The sequence below is a fragment of the Halomicrobium zhouii genome (assembly GCF_900114435.1).
Lineage (GTDB): Archaea > Halobacteriota > Halobacteria > Halobacteriales > Haloarculaceae > Halomicrobium > Halomicrobium zhouii.
Window position 1 is genome coordinate 730,286 of the sequence record NZ_FOZK01000001.1, and the last position, 21,643, is coordinate 751,928.

Sequence of the window (21,643 nt, forward strand, 5' to 3'; positions counted from 1 at the left end):
AAACCGGGGGCTATCGCGGCCCCGTCTGGCGGTAAGGCGCCCCTTGTCCGGTTGAATCGGCCTTGATCGGGTCGAACTCACCCCGAATCCCATCAACCGAACTGAACGATATTCGGCCTTGACACTGTGTCCGGTCCCGGTATCTGGTGATGTCACACAACGACCAGGCCGCCGACGCGGGACGCGCGACCGGTGGCGTCGACGGACAGCCCTCCACGGACAGCCCGGCCGGACCAGGCGAGGCCGACGACGCCGGGACCGGCGCAGACGCGGCCCGCGGCCACCCGAAGCCGAACAGAATCGTCCTGAAGGCCCGTTCGGACCGAGCCATCGTCAGGATCGAGGTCGGCGGCGAGATCGGATCGGACTGCCTGCTGGGCGGCTCGGAACCGTCGTACGACGACGTCGCCATCTGCCGGCTGGACGGCGCGGGCGAGCGCGAGGCCTACCGCTTCTCCGGCCCGATGGTCGACCTCGAAGTCGTCGAAGGGGAGGTCGCGGTCGAACTCGACCTCCAGCGGGACGGGCCGGACGAACGCGGCGGGCCGACGCGACTCTCAGTCCACGCACAGGGTCCGGCGGTCGACTACGAGTTCGCCGTCTCGGGCGCCGTCGAGTCCATCTCCGGCGGGACCCCGGCCGACCCGGACGGGAACCTGGTCGACGCCGTGACCGGGCGCGTGACCGGGAGCAGTGTCGACGAGTACCTGTTCAGCGGCGAGGTGACGGCGTTCGAGACGGCGACCGACGACGTGGTGGTGCTGCTCGACGACCAGGTCGTGGATCCCGCCGACCTCGGGTGAGTCTCGCGGAGTCTTTTTCGACACGTGGCAGGGACGGTCGCTTCGCCGAATCCGTCAGAAGGGGAACCGGTCGGCCGCCGCCGACTCCGATCTCGTCGTGGCGTTTTGCACTGCCAGAACCCGCCGTTCCAGCGACGCCAGCCGCCGGGCGTCGACGTCGTGTCGGCTACGCACGGAACGGGGAAGCCGGTCGGTCGCGTTCCGCGTCGCGTTGAGGCGATCGTAGAGCGACGCCGTGTGGTTCTCCAGCGTCGCGCGCTCACTCGCGTCGAGTTCGTCGAGGCTCCTGTTGGCGACCGGTTCGGTCCCGTTGGTCCCCCAGCATTGCTCGATCGTGGAGACGTTCGCCTCGATCCGTTCGACCTCCGCGGCGATCACCCTGGCCCGTTCTCGGGTCGAGGTCGCGTTGTCGAGGCGGGCCTCGAATCCGTCCTCGTCGAGTTCGTTCCCGATCTCGTCGCGCTGGTCGCCGATGGCGTCGGCGAGCAGCCCGCCGGGAGCGGTGGAGCCGTTGTGGACGTCGCTCTGGTTCTCCAGTACCTCGGTACACGATGCTTCCTGGGCCGACGCGGTCGGGACGAAGAGGACGAGCCCGACCGCAGCTGCCAGCAGGAGGAGCGCGAGCGATCGAGCGTCGGACGTGGGGTCGTCTGTCATCGTAGCGAAAGTCGTGCGTGGTGCGATCGTAGCGAAATTCGTGCGTGGTGTGATCGTGTGGTGCGGTGGAGGCTCACGTCTCTGTCCCCTGACTGTCGATGGAGTCTGCGAGCGACAGGACGTTCTCGCGGCCCATCCGGAAGCTCCGGATCCACTGCTCCTCGCGGAGGTTCGAGACGACGTAGCTGGTCTTGGCCTCGGTCCAGCCGAGTTCGTCGGCGACCTCCTGTTGCCTGACGCGACCGCCGCGTTCCTCCAGCAGGCGGACGACGCGTTCCTCGTTGCTCAGGAGCTCCGCGTCGTCGCCCCCGCTGCCGTCGTCGAGCAGTCGTCCCGGGGAGGGGGCCGGAAGCGTCCCGATGCGACCCCGGAGGGCCCAGGCGCCAGCGGCGAGCGCGACGACGCCGACCGCCGCGGCGAGGGGGACGGGGCTCGTTCCGGCCAGTGGCTGCTGGCTGAGGGTGAGCTGTGGCCCGCCCGCCCCGAACGTCGTCGGCCCGCGCCAGACGACGGTCCGCTCGCGCTGTGCGTCCGGCGTCGGCTCGACCGCGTCGAGTTCGTACCCCTCTGGCCAGGTAACGACGAGGCGCTCGCCGCCACTGAGGAAGAAGCCCTCGAGGGCGTCTCCAGCGTAGAGCTTCCCGTCTTCGCCGGTCGCGAACCCCTCCCACTGGAAGCTGTAGACGACCACGCCGTACTCGCGGGGGATCCGTCGGACGGTGGTCCGCACGTCGAAGTCCGTCGCGGCCATCTCTCGACCCGTCGCCGACTCGGCGGCCGCCACGGTCCCCCGGATCCGGTCGTGGAACCCGCCACTGGCGTTTCGAGCGTCCGACTCCAGGTTCCGCTGGAGGCGCGAGAACGCCGTCCTGTCGTCGCGGTCCTCGAGCCGCGTCCGGTACTCGATCTCCCAGGCCGCCGTCCCGTTCTCGGCGAGATCGACCGAGAGGATGACGCCGTCGGTGCCGGTCGGCGTCGTCTCGTTGCCGGCTGGCGGCGACCCGGTGTCGGTACCTTCGACCTGCTGGGCCGGCAGGCGCTGGTCGGGCGCGACCGCCTGTGCGTAGGGGACGGCCTGGACGCTGGTCGCGAGCGGCACCACGGCCACGCAGAGGATCAGCGCCGTGGTCAGGAGTCCGGGACGTGGCCGTCGCATCCGTAGGGGTACGTAACGACAGTCTGCGCAAAGTGGGTTGTTGCGGTAAGGCCTCGTTTGGATTCGGGGTTGTTGCCGGGAAGCAACGCCTGGGAGGACGGTCGACGCAACTGACCCACGCGGTCGCTCTCGTCGCTCTCGACGAGAGACCGGCGACACCCGGAAGCGAAACGCCTTACCGCGCAGGTCGTCCAGATCCGATAATGAGTCTCATCAGGCTCGTCTGGGGCGCAGGAGAGGGTCCCACGGAGCTGTCGGCCTTCGACGCGGCCCTGGCCGAGGCCGGCGTCCACAACTACAATCTGGTGACGCTGTCGTCGGTCATCCCCGCTGGGCCCGACATCGAGGTGGTCGGGACCGCCCCGGACCTCGGCCCCGTCGGCGACGAACTCCACGTCGTCGAGTCCTCGGCCGTCGCCGCGCCGGGCGAGTCCGTCGCGGCGGGCGTCGGCTGGGCCCGCAGCGAGTCGGGACGTGGCATCTTCTACGAGGTCGACGGCGACGACCCCGAATCGGTCGAAGCCGAGATCCGGGAGGGTCTCGCGGCCGGGCGGGAACTCCGGGACTGGCGCTTCGTCGACGAGCAGGTCGTCGTCGAGTCGGCGACGGCGACGGACGAGTACGCTGGCGCTGTTGTGTGTGCGGTATATGGGGAGGGTAGGCCGGCGCCGACCGAAGGGAGGGGCCGGCTTACAGGCGAACGGGGAACGGAGTGACCCGTGAGCAGCGGTCGGCGCTGAACGGAGTGAAGCGCCGACGAACGAGCGAGCGGGAGCGCTAGCGACACGCGAGCCGGCCGGCGCCGACCGAAGGGAGGGGCCGGCTTACAGGCGAACGAGCGAGCGGCGCTAGCCGCAAACGGACTGCGACTGCGAGCACCGCTGGGCTTTTAACCGCCCTCGTCGAAGAGGAGTCGAACCCTTCATGTATGGAAACTCTCCCCTCGGTGCAGAGCCCGAAACTGTCTCCCTGACGGCCGAGCAGCGGCAGTTGCTCCGGCAGGACCTCTCGACGATGGCGGCGCGCATGCGGGACGTGCTGCCTGCCGAGTTCGTCGTCGGCTCGGAGATCACGAACGACGACTCGGGCGTCCGCGCGACCATCGCGGTCCAGCCGCCGATGGGCGCGGTCGTGAGCGCGAACTTCACGCCCGAGTCCGACGACGCCCGCATCGACGACGACGAACTGGACGACCTGGTCCACGGACTCGCGGCCTCGGCGGCGCTCCAGGTCAAGAACGCGATGGGCGGCGACGCGCCGGCAGTCGCCCAGTAACGGCGGTTTCTCTCTCTCCTCTCTGCGTTCGCTCTCCGTTGGTGCTATCCGTCACTCGGCGGGTCGTAGAACAGCGCGTAGCCGATGGTGCCACTGGCGGGGACGCTCCCCGCGCCGAGCGCGATGGCGAACTGGACGGAGTAGAAGAGTCCGACGAGCGCCGCGAGTACCATCGGGAGGGCGACGGCGGCCAGCACTAGATCCGCCGTCGCGACGGGGACGGTGGGGAACATGCTACCTCAACGGATGGGCGTTTTCTAATTAAATGTTATTACGTCACCCAGGGCGGCCCGGTGGCGCGTCGTCGCTGGCGACGAGGACGCCGGCCGCACCCTTTCGAACCGTGAGGCCTCGGAAAGAACTATCAACGGCTTCCATCTGGATGGGGTATGAGCACCAACGTCCCGCCGACCGGTATCGTTCTATTGGGCGTCTTCGCCGTCTTCGACGGGTTACTCGGGATCGCCAACGGCCTCGCCGTCTCCGCGATGGGTCTGATCGGCCTCCTGATCGGGCCGCTGCTGATCGTCGTCGGGGTCGCACACCTCGTCATCGCGGTTGGGCTGCTCAAACTCCACTCTTGGGCGTGGCCGGTCGGGCTGATCAGTTTCGGGATCGCAGTCGTGCTCAACCTCGTCGGCGGGAACGTCTTCGGGCTAGCGATATCGTCGGTCGCGCTGGTCTACCTCTACGGCAAGCGCGACCTGTACGGGGAAACGGAGCGGTCGGTCGGCCCCGCCCACGGGCACCTGAACTAGCGACTGACGGCCACCGGACCGCTACTTGCCCCAGAAGGGGTCGCGGTTGCGCTGCTTCTCGAGGTAGAGGCCGAGGGCTTCCCGTTCGTCGCCGGGGATGTCCTCCTTGAGCTCCTGTTCGAGGATCTTGGCGTGTTTCTCGGGGAGTTCGGTCCACAGTTCGTCGCCCTCCTCGATCTGTCGGCCGACGGTGGGGCCGTCGATGGAGACGGCGACGCGGTCGCCCATCCTGGCCTCGTCGACGTCTTCGCCCTCGTCCTGGATGGATTTCATCCGGCCGACGCGTTCGGGCTCGGCCCCGTCGAACAGCGCGACGTTGGAGTTACGGGTGACGGTCCCGGAGAGCACCTCGACGCCGACGACGGCAGGGTCGGACTGGCGGAACGTGTGGTCCGGCAAAATCTGGAAGCGTGCCGGCCGGGTGATGTTGTCTAAGATCTGGTCCTGCTGGGCGGTCTCGATGGCCTCGACGTGGTCCTCGTAGTCCTCGATGAGCTGGTAGATGACGTCGTTCTCGAAGACGTTCACGTCTTCCTGGTCGGCCAGGTCGCGGGCGTCGTCCAGCACGTCGACGCCGAAGGCGAGGATAGTGCGGTTGGTCGGTTCGTTGGCGGTCCCGGCGACGCGGACGTCGCGCGGGGCGACGTCGCCGACCTCTGCGCGGACGACGGGGATCTCGTGTTCCTCGAGCGTCCCCGAGAGCGCTTCGAGCGAGCCGAGCGTGTCGGCCTTGACGACTAGACCCTCCTCCGCGGTGGAGACGGCGATGTCGGCCAGTTCCGCCTCGACGGCCTCGATGACCTCGTCGACGTCCTGGTCGCGAACGACGCGGACGGGGGCACCGGCCATCGCGGAATCGAGGTCCGGCGCGGCGATCTTCACGCCGTCGGCGGCGGCGACCTCCTCGACGCGCTCGAACTCCTGCTCGGTCCGGATCTCGGCGAGCGGTTTGGGCTTGAGCAGGGCGCGCACGTCCGTGACGATTGGGCCGTTGAGGCCCCCGACGACGATCTGGTCGTCCTCGCGGACGGTGCCGTCGTAGACGACGGCGTCGACGGTGGTGCCGAACCCGCGCGCTTCCTTCACTTCGAGGACCGTACCGACGCCGGGGCCGCCGACGTCGACGGACATCTCCTCTTTGAGATACCGCTGGGAGAGGCCCATGAGGACGGTCAGGAGGTCGGGGACGCCCTCGCCGGTCTCGGCGGAGACGGGGACGACGCCGACGTTGGCCTGGAAGTTCTGGACGCGCCAGTACATGTCCGCGGAGAAGCCGTTGTCGGAGAGTTCGCCGATGATCTCGTAGAGTTTCTCGTCGAGGTCCGAACTGGCCCGGTCGGACTGTTTCTCCTTGGTCACCTGGATCGGTTCGTCGGGGTTGGGGTTCCACCCGGGGACGGTGTCGACCTTGTTCGCGGCGACGATGAACGGCGTCGCGGTGCGCTTGAGGATGTCCACCGCTTCGAGGGTCTGGGGCTGGAACCCGTCGTTGACGTCGACGACGAGGATGGCGATGTCGGCCAGCGCGCCCCCGCGCGAGCGCAGCGTCGAGAACGAGTGGTGGCCCGGCGTGTCGATGAACAGGAGGCCGGGGAGGTCGAAGTCGGTCGGGTCGACCAGGTCTCCCGCCATCTTCGAGATGACGTCGAGGGGCACTGCGGTCGAGCCGATGTGCTGGGTGATGGCGCCGGATTCGCCGGCGGTCACTGCGGAGCCGCGGATCTTGTCGAGCAGGCTCGTCTTGCCGTGGTCGACGTGCCCGAGAACCGCGACGATGGGGGTGCGAAGGGCGCCCGCGTCCGGTCCGTCGTCGGAGTCTGCGTCTGTTTCTGCCATAGAAGTCACCGTCCAGAAGTTGTCAGAAAGAAGCCGGTGGTGCCGGATAAGTGCATCGTAATGGCCGCCGCCGTGGGGCGGGATGGCTCTCTCTACCACGCCCCCGTGGGGTTCCAACCGGGTCCTCACTCGGTGAACGTCGCCGTCCGGGCGAGGTCGAGGCGGAGGAACGCGGGCAGGGCGACGACGACGATGCCGGCCTCGAGCAGTCCCGCGGTGGCGAACGCCGCGCCGTAGCCGAACGAATCGGTGACGACGCTCCCGACGACGAATCCGGCGAGGAAGCCGAGGTTGCCGAAGACGTTGAACCCGCCCATCGCCACGCCGCGGTCCGCGTCACCGGACAGGTCCGAGACCAGCGCCATCGTCGCCGGCGAGATGAGCGCGCCCAGCACGCCCAGCAGTACCATCGTCGCGCCCGCGAGCCACACCGTCGGCGCGAGGTACACCGCGAGGACGGCGCCGCCGTAACAGATCGAGCCCACCGCGACCGGTACCTGCCGGCCGACCCGGTCCGAGAGGACGCCGAAGGGGTACTGGAGGAGCGCGAAGGGGACGAAGAAGAGTCCGAGCATGATCCCGGCCCCGGCCGCGTCCAGGTCGAAGACGTCCCGGAAGTACACCGTCCCGACGAGCGCGAAGAAGCCGGCGGTGAGCCGGTCCATGAAGCCGAAGGCGTAGGGGAATCCCAGCGCCGGCGTCTCGCGGAGGCGGCGGACCGCGCTACGGAGACCGACCCGCTGGCCCGTCGGCGCCCGGTCGACGAGGAGGAGGGCGAGCAGCCCCGCGAGCAGCAACGCGCCGCTCGCGACCCAGAGGGGGACGAGCGGGCCGATTTCGGTGAGGGCGCCGCCGACCGGGGCGCCCGACGCCGTCCCGAGGCCGATGGCGATGCCGGCCGCGCCCATGTTCTGTCCGTTGCCGCCTTCGAGATCCATCAGCATCGTCATCGCCAGCGAGAACGCGCTGATCGTCGCGGCGCCCTGGAGGAACCGGACGACGATCACCGACTCGAAGGTCGCGCCCGGCGTCCCGCCGATGACGACGAGGGCGGCGTAGCCGGCCGACCCGCCGATCGCGCCGGCGACGATGAACGGGACGCGCCGCCCGGTCCGGTCGCTGACGACGCCCCACAGGCCCGCGAAGAGGACGAACGCGGCGAACTCCGACCCCAGGAACCACGTGCTCGCGTCGAGGTCCCCCACCGCGCCCAGCGCGGTGACCAGGTCTGTGACACCGGGGTACAGCAGCACCTGCGCGAACAGCACGACGAAGATCGTGAGCGCCAGGATGGCCCGGTCACGCTGCACCGCCGTCACGTCGGGCGTGGACCTGCGTAGCGCGCCGACGGTAACCATGTACCGACCGTAGCGTCTCCTCCGAATTAGAGCCGTCGTTCTCGCGTCGTTCCCGCATCGTCGCTCCCCTCGCGCCGCTGACGTCTGTCAGACAGCCCGTGGCGTTTATATTCGCGCACTCGGAAGGGCCCAGTATGACAGAGATCCTCGCCGAGAATCTCTCGGGGAAAGACGTCATGGGCACCGACGGTGCCGAGCTGGGTAGCCTGTACAACATCACGATGGACCTCAAGTCCGGCGCGCTCCACGACCTGGTGATCGACGCCAACGAGTCGGTGGGCGAGACGGGCTTCGACCGCGACGAGACCGGACGGATCCTCGTCCCCGTCAACCGGGTCCAGGCGGTCAAGGACCACATGATCATCAAGCGCTAGATGTACGTCCTCGATTCGTCCGCGTTTATCAACGAGTATCACACCGACGAGCCCATCGCTTCCATCCCGCTCGTTCGCGAGGAACTCGAAGACGAGAGCGCGTTCCGCTTCGACGCGCTGGAGGGCTCCGGGATGCACATGCACATCCCCGAACCCGAGACCGTCGAGCGCGTCGAGCGGGCCGCCCGAGAGACCGGCGACCTCGCGACGCTCTCCGACACAGACGTTCGTCTCGTCGCGGCCTCGTTCGAACTCGACGCCCGCCTCGTCACCGACGACTACGCGATGCAGAACGTCGCCGAGAAGCTGAACGTCGCCGTCGAGGTCATCGCACAGGAGGGCATCGACGAGCAGCGCGACTGGCGCTTCCAGTGTGCGGGCTGTGGCCGCGAGTTCGAGGAGAACCACGACCGCTGTCCGGTGTGTGGCAGCGACCTCTCGCGGAAGAACCCGGCGTAGGGTACGGACCGACGGTCACTCGCCTCACAGTCGCGCGCGACCGGCTAGCTTCTTGTCAGTGGCCCGACTACCGTCGACCGTGTCCCGGACGATATCGGTCTCCGGCGTGCCGAAGCGGGTGCTTCGGTTCCTGGTCGCCGCGTTCGCCGTCTGCTTCGGGCTGGTCTTCGGCGGACAGGCGCTCCTGGTGGCGCTCGACGCGGTCGGGGTCGCCCTCGCGTATCCCGACGGGTTCGTGGGGCTGGCTATCTTCGGCGTGCTGTGGATCGGCCTGACTGGCCTGTGGCTCTGGCGGTCGCGCGGCTGGGAGGGAAGCGGTTCAATGTGGCACCCGGTTCCACGGGAGCAGTACATCGGCCGCTTCGCCGAGCTGGGCGGTATCGCGCGGTACGACTGGGAGAAAGCCATCGAACGATTACCGGACGACGAGAACTCGGAGCGATAGCGAACTGGACGGCTCGCCTGATCGCGTTACTGGGCCTCCTCTTCCAGCGACTCCAGGCCGAGGTCGATCAGCTGTTTGACGACCTCCTCTTCGGTGATGCCGTACCGGTGGGCGAGGCGCGAGACAGCCTGGGCTTGCTCCTCGTCGCACGCGACGGCGAACCGGGTTGGCATGGGAATTCAGGTATGCGATTTCGTGTTATAAAAACCCGTCAGACCGCTGTCTGACGGGGCCCAACGCGGCTCAGAACGGCAGTGAAGCGCCGGTGGCGTTGGCCCACTGGTTCGCGAAAATCGCGGCGTTCCACAGGCCGTGGATGGCCACGGGGACGGCGATGTTCTCCGTGTACTCGTAGATGGCGCCGAGGACGATACCCATCGCGCCAGCGACGAAGACGTACGTCCAGGCGTTCCCGCTGGCGATGGCGAGGTAGTGACCCAGGCCGAAGAGGAGGCTGGCCAGCAGTATCGCCGGGACGACGCCGACGGCCCGCCGGAGCAGGCCCTGGACGACGCCGCGGAAGACGAGTTCCTCGCCCGGGCCGACGAGCAGGATCGCGACCGGAATCATGTAGAGGAACGTCGTCGGGTTCTGCTGGCCGGTCTCGATGACCTCGTTCGTCGCGAACTGCGCGTCGACCCCGAACACCGAGTCCAGGACGGCGATGATCGCCGAGACGAGCGCGGAGGTCACCGTCGCCGCTACTGCGAGGGCGAGGAGGCCGGCGACGACGAACGCCACGTCCCGGAGCGTCGGCCGCCGGACGTGCAGGACGTCCCACTCGTCGCGGAGCGAGAGGAAGCCGACGGCGGCGGCGATAAACCCGACGAACGTGCTCGCGCTGAGGACCGTGTAGAGGCCGGGCTGGCCCTGAATCGCTTCGGGCGATTGCACGCCGAGCGCGAGGGCCACGACGGACTGGAAGATCAACGCCAGCAAGAACGCGCCGGAGATGACGGCCACCGCGCCGAACAGGCTCACCAGCAACACCCGCTCGTCGACCCGATCGACGGCAGCACCAGTAGATTCCATGCGAGCTAGTGGTCACCGTTCGGGACCGAGAGCCAAGATTGCACCGGTTACTCGACGACGAGTTCCGTCTTGTCCTCGACGGCGGCCGTCCGCTCGGTCTCCTCGCCCTGCAGCAGGTCGCGGGCGGTCTCCTTCCCCCACTCCACGGCCGGCTGAGTGAACGTGTCGACTCCAGCCAGTTCGCCAGCCATGATACACGCAGCACACATCCCGTACAGCAGCTCCCCGAGACTGTGGGCGTCCAGCCGGTCGATCTCGATCCGGACGTTGGGTCGGCCGGCCTCGGCGAGGCTCGCTTCGGTCGCCTGGAGTTCGGCGTCGAGCAACTCACCGAGGTCGGTCCCGGCGAGGTACGCCAGGGCCTCGGCGTCGGGCTCGGGGACCTCGACACCGGGTCGTTCGCGCGGCGTGAGGAAGCTCACCATCGTGTTCCGCCGGCCCGCCCGGTAGAGCTGGAGCTGGGAGTGCTGGTCGGTGGCACCGAGGGCTCGCGCGGGGGTCTGGCCGCCGCCGTCCTTGCCGAGGCTCTCGGCCCACAGCTGGGCGAACCACTCGGCGAAGGGTTCCAGGCGCTCGGCGTAGGGCATGAACGCGTTGACGCTCGCGCCGCGGGCCTCCAGCGCGTAGGAGACGGCGCCGTAGGCGTAGCCCGGGCAGTCGAACAGCGACGGGCCGAGCGTCGCTTCGGCCTCCCAGGCACCCTCCATGATCGCCTCCACGTCGCAGCCCAGAATCGCCGCCGGCACGAGGCCGACGGCCGAGAGCGCCGAGAACCGGCCGGGAACCCCGGTGGGGACCGCGAGCGTCGGCAGGTCGTGTTCGGCGGCCAGGTCTGCGAGGGGGCCTGACTGGCCGGTCGTGACGACGGTCCGCTCGGTCCAGTCCACGCCGGCCTCGTCCATCGCCTCGCGGACGACGAGGAAGTTCGCCAGGGTCTCGGCCGTCGTCCCGGACTTGGAGACGACGTTGACGGCGACGTCCTCGAAGGAGAGGTCGGCGAGCACTCCCTCGACCTCGTCGGGGTCGACGTTGTCGAGGACGACGTGACTGTCGCCGGCGTCGTCGGTGAGCGCGGTGGTGATCGTTCGCGCACCGAGCGCGCTCCCGCCGATGCCGACGGTCACGACGGTTCCGGCGTCGGCGACCGGTTCGACCGCACGGCGAATGGCCCCGGCGTCGACGAGGGCGGGCAGGTTCAGCGCCGCGTAGCCGAACTCGTTGTCCGCGCGTCCCTCGGCGATGCGCGAGTGGGCGGCTGCGACCTGGTCGTCGATGCCCTCGAGTTCGGACCGCGTGACGCCCGGGTCGGCGACGGACGCCAGCGCGTTTCCGATGTCCACGTACATGGTTCGGTCCTCGACTGGGGCCGATAAAAGTACCCGCCACTTCCGTCGCCGCGCGGGCCGGTGAAACCACCGGGCTTAACCCCGGAGCGGGGTAACACCCGGCCAATGGCCGACGACGCGACCGACGATGTCGGTGATTCAGTCGACAGTGACGATGTCGCCGACTCCTTCGCCGCCGCCGTTCCCGGGGACGACGCCGACGAACGTGCGACGGCCGACGACTGGGGCGATTCGGACGACCAGGCCGACGCGTCCGATTCCGAAGACGACTCCTACGCCGGGGTGTTCGGCGCGTTCCCCTACGCCTTCTGGTCGAGCGAGTCCTACCTGTTCAAGAGCTACGCCCTGGTGGGTGGGTTCCTGGCGCTCGCCGTCGCGCTGCTGTTCGGGCTCTCGGTCGTCGTGTTGATCGGGGCGACGGCCGGCGCCCCCGGCGGCTCCTTCTCCTTCTCGCGGGCCTTCTTCGTCTTCGTCGGGCTGACGGTCGTCGCCCCGCTGCTCGCCCCTATCCTGTTCGTCGCCCGTCGCCACCGCCGCGGGGTCTCGTCCGCCCGCTACGACGCCACGCTCGCGGCGCTGGGCTACGTCTTCGTGGGATCGCTGTTCGTCGCGCTCGTCATCACGGTACCGCCCGGACTGCAAGAGGCCGTCACGGGACCGTTCGCACCACTTATCGAGTTCCTCTATGGCCGTCCGCCGCTCACCGGCCTGGTGCCGCCGCTGGCCGTCGCCGTGCTCATCGTGCTGGCCGGTCGGCGCGCGTCCTGAGCCCGCGCTTCGCCGATACTGATAGTGGTGGTTGTAAGCCCTTGCCGGCGTTCGACGTGGCCGGTGCCGTCGAACGTCGGTAAAAAGTTACAACCACCACTATGAACCCTTTTGCCCGAGGCGCTCCCAGCCCGTAGCAGTGATACCCGGCGCCGCCGAGTACGACGTGGACCTGACTGTCGACGAGGAGCGCGTCGACCGCCTCCTGGCGGTCACGCCGGCGGACGTCGACGCGGCGCCGGAACTCTCCTTCGCGCGGAACGTCTTCGTCCCCCTGACGACGGCGTGCCGGTACACCTGCACCTACTGCACCTATTACGACCCGCCCGGGCAGGCCGAACTCATGGCACCCGACGAGGTACGCGACGTCTGTGCCCGCGGCGCCGACGCGGGGTGTACGGAGGCGCTGTTCACCTTCGGCGACGACCCGGACGAGCGCTACGACGCGATTCACGACCAGCTCGACTCGTGGGGCCACGACTCCATCCACACCTACCTCCGCGAGGCCTGCAAGATCGCGCTGGAGGAGGGCCTGCTCCCCCACGCCAACCCCGGCGACCAGACCCGCGAGCAGATGGCCACCGTCGCCGACGTCAACGCCTCGATGGGCGTGATGCTGGAGACGACGGCGGACGTGCAGGCACACGGTGGCCCGCGAGCCAAGAACCCCGGCCAGCGGCTCAACACGCTGCGGAACGCCGGCGAACTCTCCGTCCCGTTCACGACGGGGATTCTGGTCGGCATCGGCGAGGACTGGGCCGACCGCGCCGAGAGTATCCTGGCCATCCGCGAGCTGCACGAGCGCTACGGGCACATCCAGGAGGTCATCGTCCAGCCTGTCGTCGAGAACGAGCGCTGGACGGACGGCACGCCCGACCTGGCGACGATGCGGCGCGTGACGGCGATGGCCCGTGCTGGACTGCCCGACGAAATTTCTGTTCAGGTGCCGCCGAACCTCGCCCCGGCCCGCGACCTGCTCGACTGCGGCGTCGACGACCTGGGCGGGGTGTCGCCCGTCACCGACGACCACATCAACCCCGACTACGCCTGGCCGGCGTTGCGGGAACTGGAAGACATCGCCGACGAGGCCGGCGTCCCGCTCCGGGAACGCCTGCCCGTCTACGAGCGGTTCGTCGACGAGAGCAGGGGGGACGCGGAGTGGGTCTCCGACCGGATCCGCGAGGCCATCGAATGGGACGACGTCCACGGCGAGCGCTTCCGATCGGTGCTCCGGACGGGCGAGAATCCGGCCTGAGGGCGCCCGTCGCTGCCTGACTTCATCGAACGTCGCCCGTCGCAGACGACTCCGACTCGAACTCTATCGCGATGGGGCGCGCCAGCCGGTGGAGCCCCGCCCTCACTGCGGACCGCGTTCGTGCGAGCGTTCCGCGGTCGGCCCGCTCGTCGTCGTCAACGGAACGCAGTTCGCCGCCGACGCGCCGGAGGACACCACGCTCCCGGAGTTCCTCGACGGCCCGGTCGACCTCCTCGCCCTCGGCGTCGAGAGCTTCCCGCAGTTCGCGTGGCGTGCGCCGTCGGTCCCGGACGGCCTCGTGAACCCGCCGAGCGAGGTAGTCGCGGTAGACGTCGCGCCCGTCCCGTGCTTTCGAGGGATCGGCGAGCCCTCTGTGACGGAGGACCTGTCCCGCGTCGAGGGCCGTCCACGCGCCGACCAGCAGAAAGGCCACGCCGACGGACTGGTTGTCGCCCTCGACGGCGACCAGCGCGGCGCCGCCGGCCAGTGATATCATGCCGAGCGCGAGCGTCTCGACCTCGTCCCGGAGGTCGTACACCTCTGCGAGAAGCCGGGCGGCGCCGACGACGGCGCCCGTCGCGAGCGACGTCGCGAGCTGTAGCGGCGAGGATCCGAGAAGCGCGTACAGGGCGGCGACGACCACGACCCATCCGACCAGCGCTCGCGTGGTCGCCCGCTCTCGAACCGCACCGCGGAGGGTCTCTGCCATCGGACGGCGGTTCGGCGTGTCGTCAAATAATCATTTCCGTCGAGGTGCCGACCGATCTGGTCGACAAAGTCCGCACCGATCGCTACCGGTCGGTGCTTCGGACGGGCGAGAACTCGATGTTACTGGTCAGCATCCGTCGGTTCCACTCATCCCTGCAACTCCACGGTGACCGGACGCGCCAGGCGGCTGGCGCCCCGTTTGACTGCGCGCTGAATCCTGGCGATGGAACCCGGCGCTTCGCCTGGCGTCCGACAGGTCCTGAGTTCGCTCCCCTCGCGGGTGAGCACGCGCCGCTCGTCGAGCGTCGCCAGGGCGTCGTCGACGGCCGCCGCGTCCAGGTCGAGTTCGTCGCAGAGTTCCCGCCTGGTTCTGGGCCTGTCGCGCAGCGCGTAGTCGACTTGCCGGGCGACGTCGTCGCGAGGGACGCCGGGTCGGTCTGGGGGACCGCTCCCGTCGGCGTAGAGGCCATCGTGCCGGACGACCTGGACCGCGTGGAAGAGGAACCACGCGCCGACGACAAACAATCCGACGGCGACCGCTTGCGGGACCCCGCCGAAGACGAACAGCGCGGCGCCGTACGTCGTCGCGACCGCGCCGAATGCTAGTGACTTCACGGCCGACCGCAGGTCGTACGCTTCGATCAGCCAACCCGCCAGACCGATAATTACGACAGGGACGGCGATGACGACGACGGCGTCGATCAACGATAGTGTCGACGTTCGGATTTGCCAGTAGATGCCACCGGCGACGGCGAGCCCTTCCAGTACTGACTGGAGTTTCTCTCGGTATTCGTCAGCGTCCTGGAGGGCGTCCGTCATCAATCGTGGTCTCTCCCTCGTGTCCATTAGTCATTTTGTTTGCGGCACCGGCGGCGTTCGACCGCTGACGGCCGCGTCCAGATCTATCCGGCGGCGTCGGCCCAGACGCCTTCCCGGCGGAGTCGCCGAACGCCGTCGTACAGGATCCAGCAGCCGGCGACGGTGAGGGCGGCGAGGAACAGGAACTGCCAGATTCCTCCTGGCTCGTCGAACATCGCCACCGATTCGAGGAACAGTATCGCGCCGATGCCGGAGAGACCGACGATGCCGACGACGAGCGGCTTGATCGCGGAACTGAACCCGTAGACGTCGCCCAGGACGTCGATCGAATCGATACTGAAGAGGAGTGCGACCAGGAGTGCGACCTGGACCAGCGCACCGTCGAACATGAGCCAGAATATGGCGGCGATGGTCGCCCAGCCGAGAACGGAGCCCACCGTCGTTCGTTCCCGGAGGGCACCGCGGAGGGGGTCGGGCATCGGGAGCCGATTCCGGCTCCTGTCAGATAATCATTCCCTTCGCGGCACCAGCGGCGTCCCGTCGGCCTGCGGGCCGAGTTCCGGGCCGAACGGCGGGTCGTCGGGGTCGATCTGGCGCCGTTGCTCGTAGTCGGTCGAGCGCTCGACGGGCGTCCGGCCGACGGCGGATATCATCTCGACGTACTCCGCGAAGGAGCGTGCCTCGCCGTAGCCCCCTCCCGCGCGCTTGGTTATCTCCTCGGAGAGGATGGTGCCCATGAAGTCGTCGGCGCCACAGGCGAGCATCTTCAGGCCCTGCTCGTCGCCGTATTTCACCCACGAGGACTGGATGTGGTCGATATTGTCGAGGAACAGGCGGGAGACGGCGATCATCAGTTCGTCCTCGGCCGTCGTCGCGCCGCCGGAGACCATGCCGCGCTCGAAGAGGGGAGTGTCCGGGTGGATGAAGGACAGCGGGACGAACTCGGTGACGTTGCCCGTCCGGTCCTGGAGGTCGCGGAGTCGCTCCAGGTGCATGACGCGGTGCATCTCGTTCTCGACGTGGCCGTACATGATGGTGGAGGTCATCGGGAGGCCGACGCTGGCGGCCGCCTCCATCGCCTCCAGCCACTCGTCGGTGCGGATCTTGCCGGGGCAGATCTCCGCGCGCACCTCGTCGACGAGGATCTCGGCGGCAGTGCCGGGCACCGAATTCAGTCCCGCCTCTTTCAGGCGGCCGTACACCTCCTCGTAGCTCCAGTCGGTGCCACGGCGGGCGTGGTACGCCTCCTCGGGCGTCATCGAATGGAGGTGGACGCCGCCGACGGACATCGCCGTCATCTGCTCGCAGTAGGTGCCCGGGTCGACGTCGTACTCCGCGGGCGGGCGGTAGTTCAGGTCGTCGCGCTCACTCGACTCCATAATCTCGCGGTGCTCGTCGTCGAGCGCGAAGGCGGGGTGCAGGCCCGAAACCGAGGTCACCTCGTAGATGCCCGTCTCCAGGGCGTCCTCGACGATGCGGCGGGACTCTTTCGGCGTCTTCGTGAAGCCGCCGTGCTCTTCGTCGTTGGCGGAGCGGAACTTCTCGGAGCGGTCCTTGAAGTTACAGAACAGACAGCCCGTGTTGCACGCGGTGGTGACGTTGTTGTTCAGGTTCGCGACGAAGGTCACCTCGTCGCCGACCACCTCGGCGCGGCGGCGGTCTGCCGCTTCGAGCACCTGCTCTTTCCGGACGGGGTCGATTCGCTCGTGGTCCGTGCCAGTCGTCAGCAGTTCGACGCCGTCGTCGACCGTGAGGCGCTCGCCGTCCCTGGCCTTCGCCAGCGCGTTCTCGAAGGACTGGTCCGTCTCCGGCCGGTGACGGAAGTCGAACTCGTCGCGGGGCACGTTCGGCGACCGTGAGGCGTCCGACATCTGGCGCTTCCTACGGCGACCACGGTAAAAACGTGCGGGAAGCCGGAAACGGCTGGTTTTCCGTCAGTTTCACCGGGTCGTGTTCCGGTTCACGTTCTGGATCGACAGGCCGGTGGAGTTGTCGAGGCGGAAGCCGGGTACCGTGTTGTTCGCAAGGGTCACGTTGTCGAGCGTCACGTCCTGTGCGTCCTGGACGTAGACGCCGACGTACCAGTGCTGGACAGTCACGTTGCTGATGGTGACGTTGGAGACGGTGCCGTTCTCGGTCCCCGGGCGGACGACGATGCCGTTGACGACCGATTCGTTGACGTCGGCCGAGGCGTTCGCACCGTCGGAGACGGTCGCATTGTCCGACACGTTCGTCGCGTTGGCCGTCCCGTTCCCGGTGAGGTTCAGCGCGCTCGCGTCGCTCCCGTCGACGGTGTAGCCGTTCCCGTCGAGGGTGACGTCGCTGGCTTCGACGGCGAGACAGGCGCTCGTGTTCGCATCGGCTGCGACGACCCCGGTCTCGTTCGGGAGGGACGTCTCGTTCGAATCTCCGGACGTGGCGACGACGTCGGTGGATCCGTCGTCGCTGACGGCGCTCGCGTTCGCCGAGTCGTTCACGCCGATGGATCCGTTCAGTTCGTACGTTCCGGACTCGTCGATGGTCGTACACTCGCCGATCTGCTGGCCCTGTCCCTGTGCGGCGACGGTTCCGACCAGCGCCGGCGCGGCGATCGCGGTCGTGAGCAGGACGGCGACGGCGACGACGGTCGATCTCGTTCGATCCATACCCCGGGATGGCGCCATCGGCCTATTGTTAACAGGTCCGTTGTGCGAGACGCGCCACAGCCGGGCCGAGTAGGGGGAACGAGAACGCGAGCGGGCTGAGTATTGTCCGACCCTAGAGCGGACAAACGAGGGCTTTCCCGGGCCGCGCTCACCCGCCGGCGGGGAGGTAGTCGACGACGCTCGTCGCGGTTTCGAGGACGACCCACGCGACGAAGAGCCCGTAAGCGACCAGCAAGGCGACCGATTCGGCCGTCGAGAGGGCGAGCTCGGTCCGGAGGACGGTGAACAGCAGGACCGTGGCGAGGGTGAGGACGGCGAACATCGGAATCGCGAGCGCGAAGTTGAACGACCAGTGGCCGACGATGAGGACGCCGACGGGGATGGCGACCAGCAGGTCGAAGGTGTTCGACCCGAGGACGTTCGCCAGTGAGGCGACGCCGCGGTCGTCACGGGCGGCCCGGACGCTCACGAGCGCGTCGGGGAGGCTCGTCGCGGCCGCGAGGACGGTCACCCCCATGATGAACCCGGGGACGCCGGCGACCGTCCCGAGCGTCTCCACAGCGCCGACGAGTTCGTGGACGGCGACCAGGATGACCACCAGCCCGGCCAGCAGGAAACCCCACTGCCGACCGACGTCGACCCCCTCGCCGGCGGACGGATCGGCGACGTAGTCGGCCGTGTCCTGGGCCTGGATGAACAGGTAGAGCCCGTAGAGACCGAGCGGGATCAACGCCAGCGGCCGGGTGAGCGTCCCGGCGATGTAGTCGACGGTCGTATCCGGGTTGTAGATGACCGCCATCGCGAAGGTGATCACCAGCGCGGAGACGGCGAGCATGTAGAACTGGGCCTCCTTGTACACGAGCGTCCGGTTGGCCTCGATGTCCTCCTCGGTCGAGATGCCGGCGACCGCCGGGATGACGAGGACGTTGAAGATGGCCGACCCCACGATGGCGCCGGCACCGAGCCCCAGCGACTCCGTGAGGACTGCAGAGAAGACGACCGTCGCCAGCTCCGGAAAGCTCGACCCGACCGCGGCGACGATGGATCCCTGGACGACCTGCGGGAGGCCGTAGTACCCCGAGAGATCCTCGCTCGCGGATTCGAGCCAGGCGCTCCCGAGCCAGACGGCCCCGGTCGCGACCACGACGATCCCCGCTGCGAACGCGGTCGATCCAGCCATGGGGTCACACTGGTCAGACCAGCCGAATAGCTGTTTTGGGACGGCGGCCAGCGCGCATGGACGGAGCTGACCGCGAGTGAGAAACGTCTTTGGTCCGGGCCCGAGAGCCTTCGCCAATGACCTCTGTGAAGGAGTTCCGCGTGGACGAACCCGCCACCGCCGACGACCTCGGCCGGGGCGCGTTCGTCTTCACCGACGACTACTCCGTCTTCGACTGGGGGAAGATGCCCGACGAGATCCCCGACAAGGGGGCCTCGCTGTGCACCATGGGCGCGTTCAACTTCGAACTGCTGGAGGCCGAGGGAGTCCCGACGCACTACGATGGCGTCGTGCTGGAAGACGAGACCCTCTCGCTCGACGCGGCCCTCGACGACGGCGTCGCGCCCCGGGAGATGGCCATCGAACTCACGCAGGTCCCGGACCTCCCCTTCGAATCCAGCGCGTACGACTACGACGCCTACCACGCCGACGCCGGCGAGAACTACCTGGTCCCCCTGGAGATCGTCTTCCGGAACCGGGTCGGCGTCGGCTCCTCGCTCCGCTCCCGCACCGACCCCGCCGACCACGGCCTCGACCTCGACGAGTGGCCCGCCGAGACCGTCGAACTGGACGACCCTATCGTCGAGTTCTCCACGAAGTACGAGGAGCAGGACCGCTATCTCGACCGGGCGGCGGCCGACCGAATCGCCGGCGTCGCCGACGTCGACGACCTCGAAGCCGTCGCCCGAGAGGTGAATCGCGTCGTCACCGAGCAGGCCGCCGAGGCCGACCTCGTCCACCAGGACGGCAAGATCGAGTGTCTCTACTACCAGGGCGAGATTCGCGTCGCGGACGTCGTCGGCACCTTCGACGAGAACCGCTTCGCCTACGACGGTCAGCAGGTTTCGAAGGAAGTCGTCCGCCAGTACCACAAGCGGACCCAGCCAGACTGGGTCGCCGCGGTCTCCGAGGCCAAGGAACGGGCCGACGCCGAGGGCCTCGCCGACTGGAAGTCGCTGTGCGAGGAGTCACCTGAACCGCTCGACGCGGGCGTGATACAGGCCGCTCGTGACCTCTACTGTGCCGGGACGAACGCCTACGTCGGCCGCGCGGTGTTCGACGCGCCGTCGCTCGACGACGCCGTCGAGCAGGTCCGCGACCTCTGAGTTCGACGGCGGCTCTCTCGCTTCTCCAGGGAGACGACGGAAATCCATGACTGACCACACGACCGAGAACGGCGTTCGTCGGCGAACTACGGCGCCCCCCGACGCAGACGACCGGTTCTCCGTTCCACTTCGCGGCGTCGCCGTCGACCCTGCGACCCGCTGTGACCACTACGACTCAGACCGCGACGTGGTCGCGATCCGGTTCGCCTGTTGTGACTGTTACTACCCGTGTTTTCGCTGCCACGAAGCGGTCACCGACCACGAGCCCGGGCGAATCTCACCGGACCGGTTCGACCGGCCCGCAGTCCTCTGCGGTAGCTGTGGCGCGACGCTGTCGGTCGACGCGTACCTCGACTGCGACGACTCCTGCCCCGAGTGCGGAGCGGCGTTCAATCCCGGCTGCCGGCGCCACCGGGACCGCTACTTCGCCGTGGGAGAATGAGCTCGCGTTCGGGCGATTAGTCGTCCGCCTCTGCGAACCGTCCGACTACGGGGTCGGGCACGCTCTTGCGAGCGGCCCTCCCTGGCCTAGTCGTCCGCTTCTGCGAAGCTGCTGCCTAAGTCCTCGGACGCGCTAGCGCGCAGTCCTTGGTGGCTTAGTCATCAGCCTCGACCTCGGCGTCCTCGTCGTCCGCTCCCGCGACGATCTCGCCGAGTCCGTCGATGGGTCGGTCTGGATTGATATCGTCGAGTTCAGCGGGGGCGCCCAGCTGGGCCTCGACGTCGTCGGCGTCACGGAGCCTGGTCCGGCCGCGGTGGACGGTGACCTCGTCGGCGAGGTGGAGCCTGATGGCCTCCAGCAGCGCCTCGGCCTCCAGGGGCTGGCCGATCTGCTGGAGTTCCTCCTCGCTGGCGTCGTCGGGGACGTTGAACGCCCGCTGGGTGATGATCGGGCCCTGATCGAGGTCCGTCGTCACGTAGTGGGCCGTGACGCCGGCGATGCGGACGCCCTCCTCGATGGCCTGCATGTACGCCGAGGCGCCCGGGAAGGAGGGGAGCAGGCTCGGGTGGACGTTGATGATCCGGCTCTCGTACCGGAAGACGACGTCGGGGCTGAGGATGCGCATGTAGCGCGCGAGGACGATCAGGTCGGCGTTGTACTCGGCCAGCAGGTCCAGCAGTTCGTCCTCGTCGGGGGTCCCCTTCTCGTCGCCGATGTCGTGGAAGGGGACGTCGTACTTCTCGGCGAGCGGCTGGAGGTCGGGATGGTTGCCGATGACGACGTCGATGTCGGCCTCCAGGTCGCCGCTGGCCCACGCCTCGAACAGCGCCTCCAGGCAGTGGCTCTCCTTCGTGACGAGGACGGCGATCGACTGGGTCTCGCGCTCGGCTGGGAAGCGAACCTGGACGTCGACGCCGAGGTTGTCGCCGAGTTCGTCGAGGTCCTCCCGGAGTTTCTCCTCCGTGCAGACCATCCCCTCCGTGTCGACGTGCATCGTCATCCGGAACACGCCCTCGCGGACGGCCTGGTCCAGATCCTCGATGTTGATGCTCCGCTCGAACAGCAGCGAGGTGACCTCCGCGATGAGGCCAGTGTCGTCCTCGCCGACGACGGTTATCTCCGTGAGGTGGCGCGTCATGTGGCCCACCTCGTCGCGCTACCGGCGGTCATTGCTCCCGAATC

The 21,643-nt window shown here is 68.4% G+C and carries 26 protein-coding genes; 11 read left to right on the forward strand and 15 right to left on the reverse strand.

Translation table 11 applies throughout. The annotated features are described in order from the left end of the window. The first annotated feature begins 149 nt into the window (after positions 1-149). A complete protein-coding gene (locus tag BM337_RS03430) occupies positions 150-803 on the forward strand; it encodes a hypothetical protein (RefSeq protein ID WP_089813919.1) in 654 nt (217 codons plus the stop codon). A 54-nt stretch (positions 804-857) separates the two neighbouring features. On the opposite strand, the gene BM337_RS03435 is transcribed toward BM337_RS03430, so the two are convergent. Together BM337_RS03435 and BM337_RS03440 are read right to left on the reverse strand one after the other, a co-directional pair. Then, positions 858-1,460: a hypothetical protein gene (locus BM337_RS03435; protein ID WP_089813921.1), complete on the reverse strand. Its 603-nt coding sequence runs from the start codon at positions 1,458-1,460 to the stop codon at positions 858-860. A 73-nt stretch (positions 1,461-1,533) separates the two neighbouring features. Further along, positions 1,534-2,616, reverse strand: coding sequence for a DUF7345 domain-containing protein (locus BM337_RS03440; RefSeq protein ID WP_089813923.1), 1,083 nt, complete (start codon positions 2,614-2,616; stop codon positions 1,534-1,536). A 203-nt stretch (positions 2,617-2,819) separates the two neighbouring features. Between BM337_RS03440 and BM337_RS03445 the strand changes: the two genes are divergently transcribed. Both BM337_RS03445 and BM337_RS03450 read left to right on the forward strand, forming a co-directional pair. After that, positions 2,820-3,332 (forward strand): pyruvoyl-dependent arginine decarboxylase, encoded by a 513-nt coding sequence (locus BM337_RS03445; RefSeq protein WP_089813925.1) that lies wholly within the window; start codon positions 2,820-2,822, stop codon positions 3,330-3,332. A 208-nt stretch (positions 3,333-3,540) separates the two neighbouring features. Further along, a complete protein-coding gene (locus BM337_RS03450; RefSeq protein ID WP_089813927.1) occupies positions 3,541-3,891 on the forward strand; it encodes a DUF5811 family protein in 351 nt (116 codons plus the stop codon). Positions 3,892-3,935: 44 nt separating this feature from the next. Here the strand turns inward: BM337_RS03450 and BM337_RS03455 are convergent, their stop codons facing one another. Further along, entirely contained in the window at positions 3,936-4,124 is a 189-nt protein-coding gene (locus BM337_RS03455) for a DUF8015 family protein (protein ID WP_089813929.1), read from the reverse strand. 156 nt (positions 4,125-4,280) lie between these two features. Here BM337_RS03455 and BM337_RS03460 point away from each other — a divergent pair, with 156 nt between their 5' ends. Continuing rightward, positions 4,281-4,649 carry a hypothetical protein gene (locus BM337_RS03460; RefSeq protein ID WP_089813931.1) on the forward strand — a complete coding sequence of 123 codons (369 nt, stop codon included), beginning with the start codon at positions 4,281-4,283 and terminating at the stop codon, positions 4,647-4,649. 21 nt (positions 4,650-4,670) lie between these two features. On the opposite strand, the gene infB is transcribed toward BM337_RS03460, so the two are convergent. Continuing rightward, entirely contained in the window at positions 4,671-6,485 is a 1,815-nt protein-coding gene (infB, locus tag BM337_RS03465) for a translation initiation factor IF-2 (protein WP_089813934.1), read from the reverse strand. A gap of 125 nt (positions 6,486-6,610) precedes the next feature. Beyond that, positions 6,611-7,843, reverse strand: coding sequence for an MFS transporter (locus tag BM337_RS03470; protein ID WP_177227121.1), 1,233 nt, complete (start codon positions 7,841-7,843; stop codon positions 6,611-6,613). Between the two features lie 134 nt (positions 7,844-7,977). Between BM337_RS03470 and BM337_RS03475 the strand changes: the two genes are divergently transcribed. From BM337_RS03475 to BM337_RS03485, 3 genes are all read left to right on the forward strand, one after another. Beyond that, complete coding sequence (locus BM337_RS03475; RefSeq protein WP_089813936.1) at positions 7,978-8,217, forward strand: PRC-barrel domain-containing protein; 240 nt, start codon at positions 7,978-7,980, stop codon at positions 8,215-8,217. Beyond that, on the forward strand, positions 8,218-8,676 hold the full coding sequence (locus BM337_RS03480) for an NOB1 family endonuclease (protein WP_089813938.1): 459 nt from the start codon (positions 8,218-8,220) through the stop codon (positions 8,674-8,676). It abuts the gene before it with no gap. A gap of 79 nt (positions 8,677-8,755) precedes the next feature. Further along, positions 8,756-9,121 carry a hypothetical protein gene (locus BM337_RS03485; RefSeq protein ID WP_089813940.1) on the forward strand — a complete coding sequence of 122 codons (366 nt, stop codon included), beginning with the start codon at positions 8,756-8,758 and terminating at the stop codon, positions 9,119-9,121. A gap of 26 nt (positions 9,122-9,147) precedes the next feature. Here the strand turns inward: BM337_RS03485 and BM337_RS03490 are convergent, their stop codons facing one another. From BM337_RS03490 to BM337_RS03500, 3 genes are all read right to left on the reverse strand, one after another. Further along, positions 9,148-9,294, reverse strand: a complete 147-nt coding sequence (locus BM337_RS03490; protein ID WP_089813942.1) for a CopG family transcriptional regulator — start codon at positions 9,292-9,294, stop codon at positions 9,148-9,150. Positions 9,295-9,364: 70 nt separating this feature from the next. Continuing rightward, on the reverse strand, positions 9,365-10,153 hold the full coding sequence (locus BM337_RS03495; RefSeq protein WP_089813945.1) for a CPBP family intramembrane glutamic endopeptidase: 789 nt from the start codon (positions 10,151-10,153) through the stop codon (positions 9,365-9,367). A 47-nt stretch (positions 10,154-10,200) separates the two neighbouring features. Further along, positions 10,201-11,499: a glucose-6-phosphate isomerase gene (locus BM337_RS03500; protein WP_089813947.1), complete on the reverse strand. Its 1,299-nt coding sequence runs from the start codon at positions 11,497-11,499 to the stop codon at positions 10,201-10,203. A gap of 105 nt (positions 11,500-11,604) precedes the next feature. Here BM337_RS03500 and BM337_RS03505 point away from each other — a divergent pair, with 105 nt between their 5' ends. Then, on the forward strand, positions 11,605-12,267 hold the full coding sequence (locus BM337_RS03505) for a DUF8056 family protein (protein WP_245778593.1): 663 nt from the start codon (positions 11,605-11,607) through the stop codon (positions 12,265-12,267). 139 nt (positions 12,268-12,406) lie between these two features. Next, the gene (cofG, locus tag BM337_RS03510) at positions 12,407-13,522 is read left to right on the forward strand and encodes a 7,8-didemethyl-8-hydroxy-5-deazariboflavin synthase subunit CofG (RefSeq protein WP_089813949.1); all 1,116 of its coding nucleotides are present in this window, start codon (positions 12,407-12,409) and stop codon (positions 13,520-13,522) included. Between the two features lie 22 nt (positions 13,523-13,544). On the opposite strand, the gene BM337_RS03515 is transcribed toward cofG, so the two are convergent. The 6 genes from BM337_RS03515 to BM337_RS03540 all read right to left on the reverse strand — a co-directional run bounded on the left by BM337_RS03515 (position 13,545) and on the right by BM337_RS03540 (position 18,874). Continuing rightward, positions 13,545-14,231, reverse strand: coding sequence for a hypothetical protein (locus tag BM337_RS03515; protein WP_089813951.1), 687 nt, complete (start codon positions 14,229-14,231; stop codon positions 13,545-13,547). A 146-nt stretch (positions 14,232-14,377) separates the two neighbouring features. After that, positions 14,378-15,049 (reverse strand): hypothetical protein, encoded by a 672-nt coding sequence (locus BM337_RS03520; protein WP_089813953.1) that lies wholly within the window; start codon positions 15,047-15,049, stop codon positions 14,378-14,380. A gap of 83 nt (positions 15,050-15,132) precedes the next feature. Further along, complete coding sequence (locus BM337_RS03525) at positions 15,133-15,528, reverse strand: hypothetical protein (protein ID WP_089813955.1); 396 nt, start codon at positions 15,526-15,528, stop codon at positions 15,133-15,135. Between the two features lie 30 nt (positions 15,529-15,558). After that, positions 15,559-16,920 carry a 7,8-didemethyl-8-hydroxy-5-deazariboflavin synthase subunit CofH gene (gene cofH, locus BM337_RS03530; protein WP_089813956.1) on the reverse strand — a complete coding sequence of 454 codons (1,362 nt, stop codon included), beginning with the start codon at positions 16,918-16,920 and terminating at the stop codon, positions 15,559-15,561. Between the two features lie 69 nt (positions 16,921-16,989). Beyond that, the gene (locus tag BM337_RS03535; protein WP_089813958.1) at positions 16,990-17,694 is read right to left on the reverse strand and encodes a right-handed parallel beta-helix repeat-containing protein; all 705 of its coding nucleotides are present in this window, start codon (positions 17,692-17,694) and stop codon (positions 16,990-16,992) included. A gap of 148 nt (positions 17,695-17,842) precedes the next feature. Next, entirely contained in the window at positions 17,843-18,874 is a 1,032-nt protein-coding gene (locus BM337_RS03540; protein ID WP_089813960.1) for a sodium:calcium antiporter, read from the reverse strand. Positions 18,875-18,990: 116 nt separating this feature from the next. Here BM337_RS03540 and BM337_RS03545 point away from each other — a divergent pair, with 116 nt between their 5' ends. Next, positions 18,991-20,019: a phosphoribosylaminoimidazolesuccinocarboxamide synthase gene (locus BM337_RS03545; RefSeq protein ID WP_089813962.1), complete on the forward strand. Its 1,029-nt coding sequence runs from the start codon at positions 18,991-18,993 to the stop codon at positions 20,017-20,019. Positions 20,020-20,065: 46 nt separating this feature from the next. Further along, a complete protein-coding gene (locus BM337_RS03550) occupies positions 20,066-20,461 on the forward strand; it encodes a CHY zinc finger protein (RefSeq protein WP_089813965.1) in 396 nt (131 codons plus the stop codon). A gap of 154 nt (positions 20,462-20,615) precedes the next feature. Here the strand turns inward: BM337_RS03550 and BM337_RS03555 are convergent, their stop codons facing one another. Further along, positions 20,616-21,599: a formyltetrahydrofolate deformylase gene (locus BM337_RS03555; protein ID WP_089813967.1), complete on the reverse strand. Its 984-nt coding sequence runs from the start codon at positions 21,597-21,599 to the stop codon at positions 20,616-20,618. Positions 21,600-21,643 lie beyond the last annotated feature (44 nt).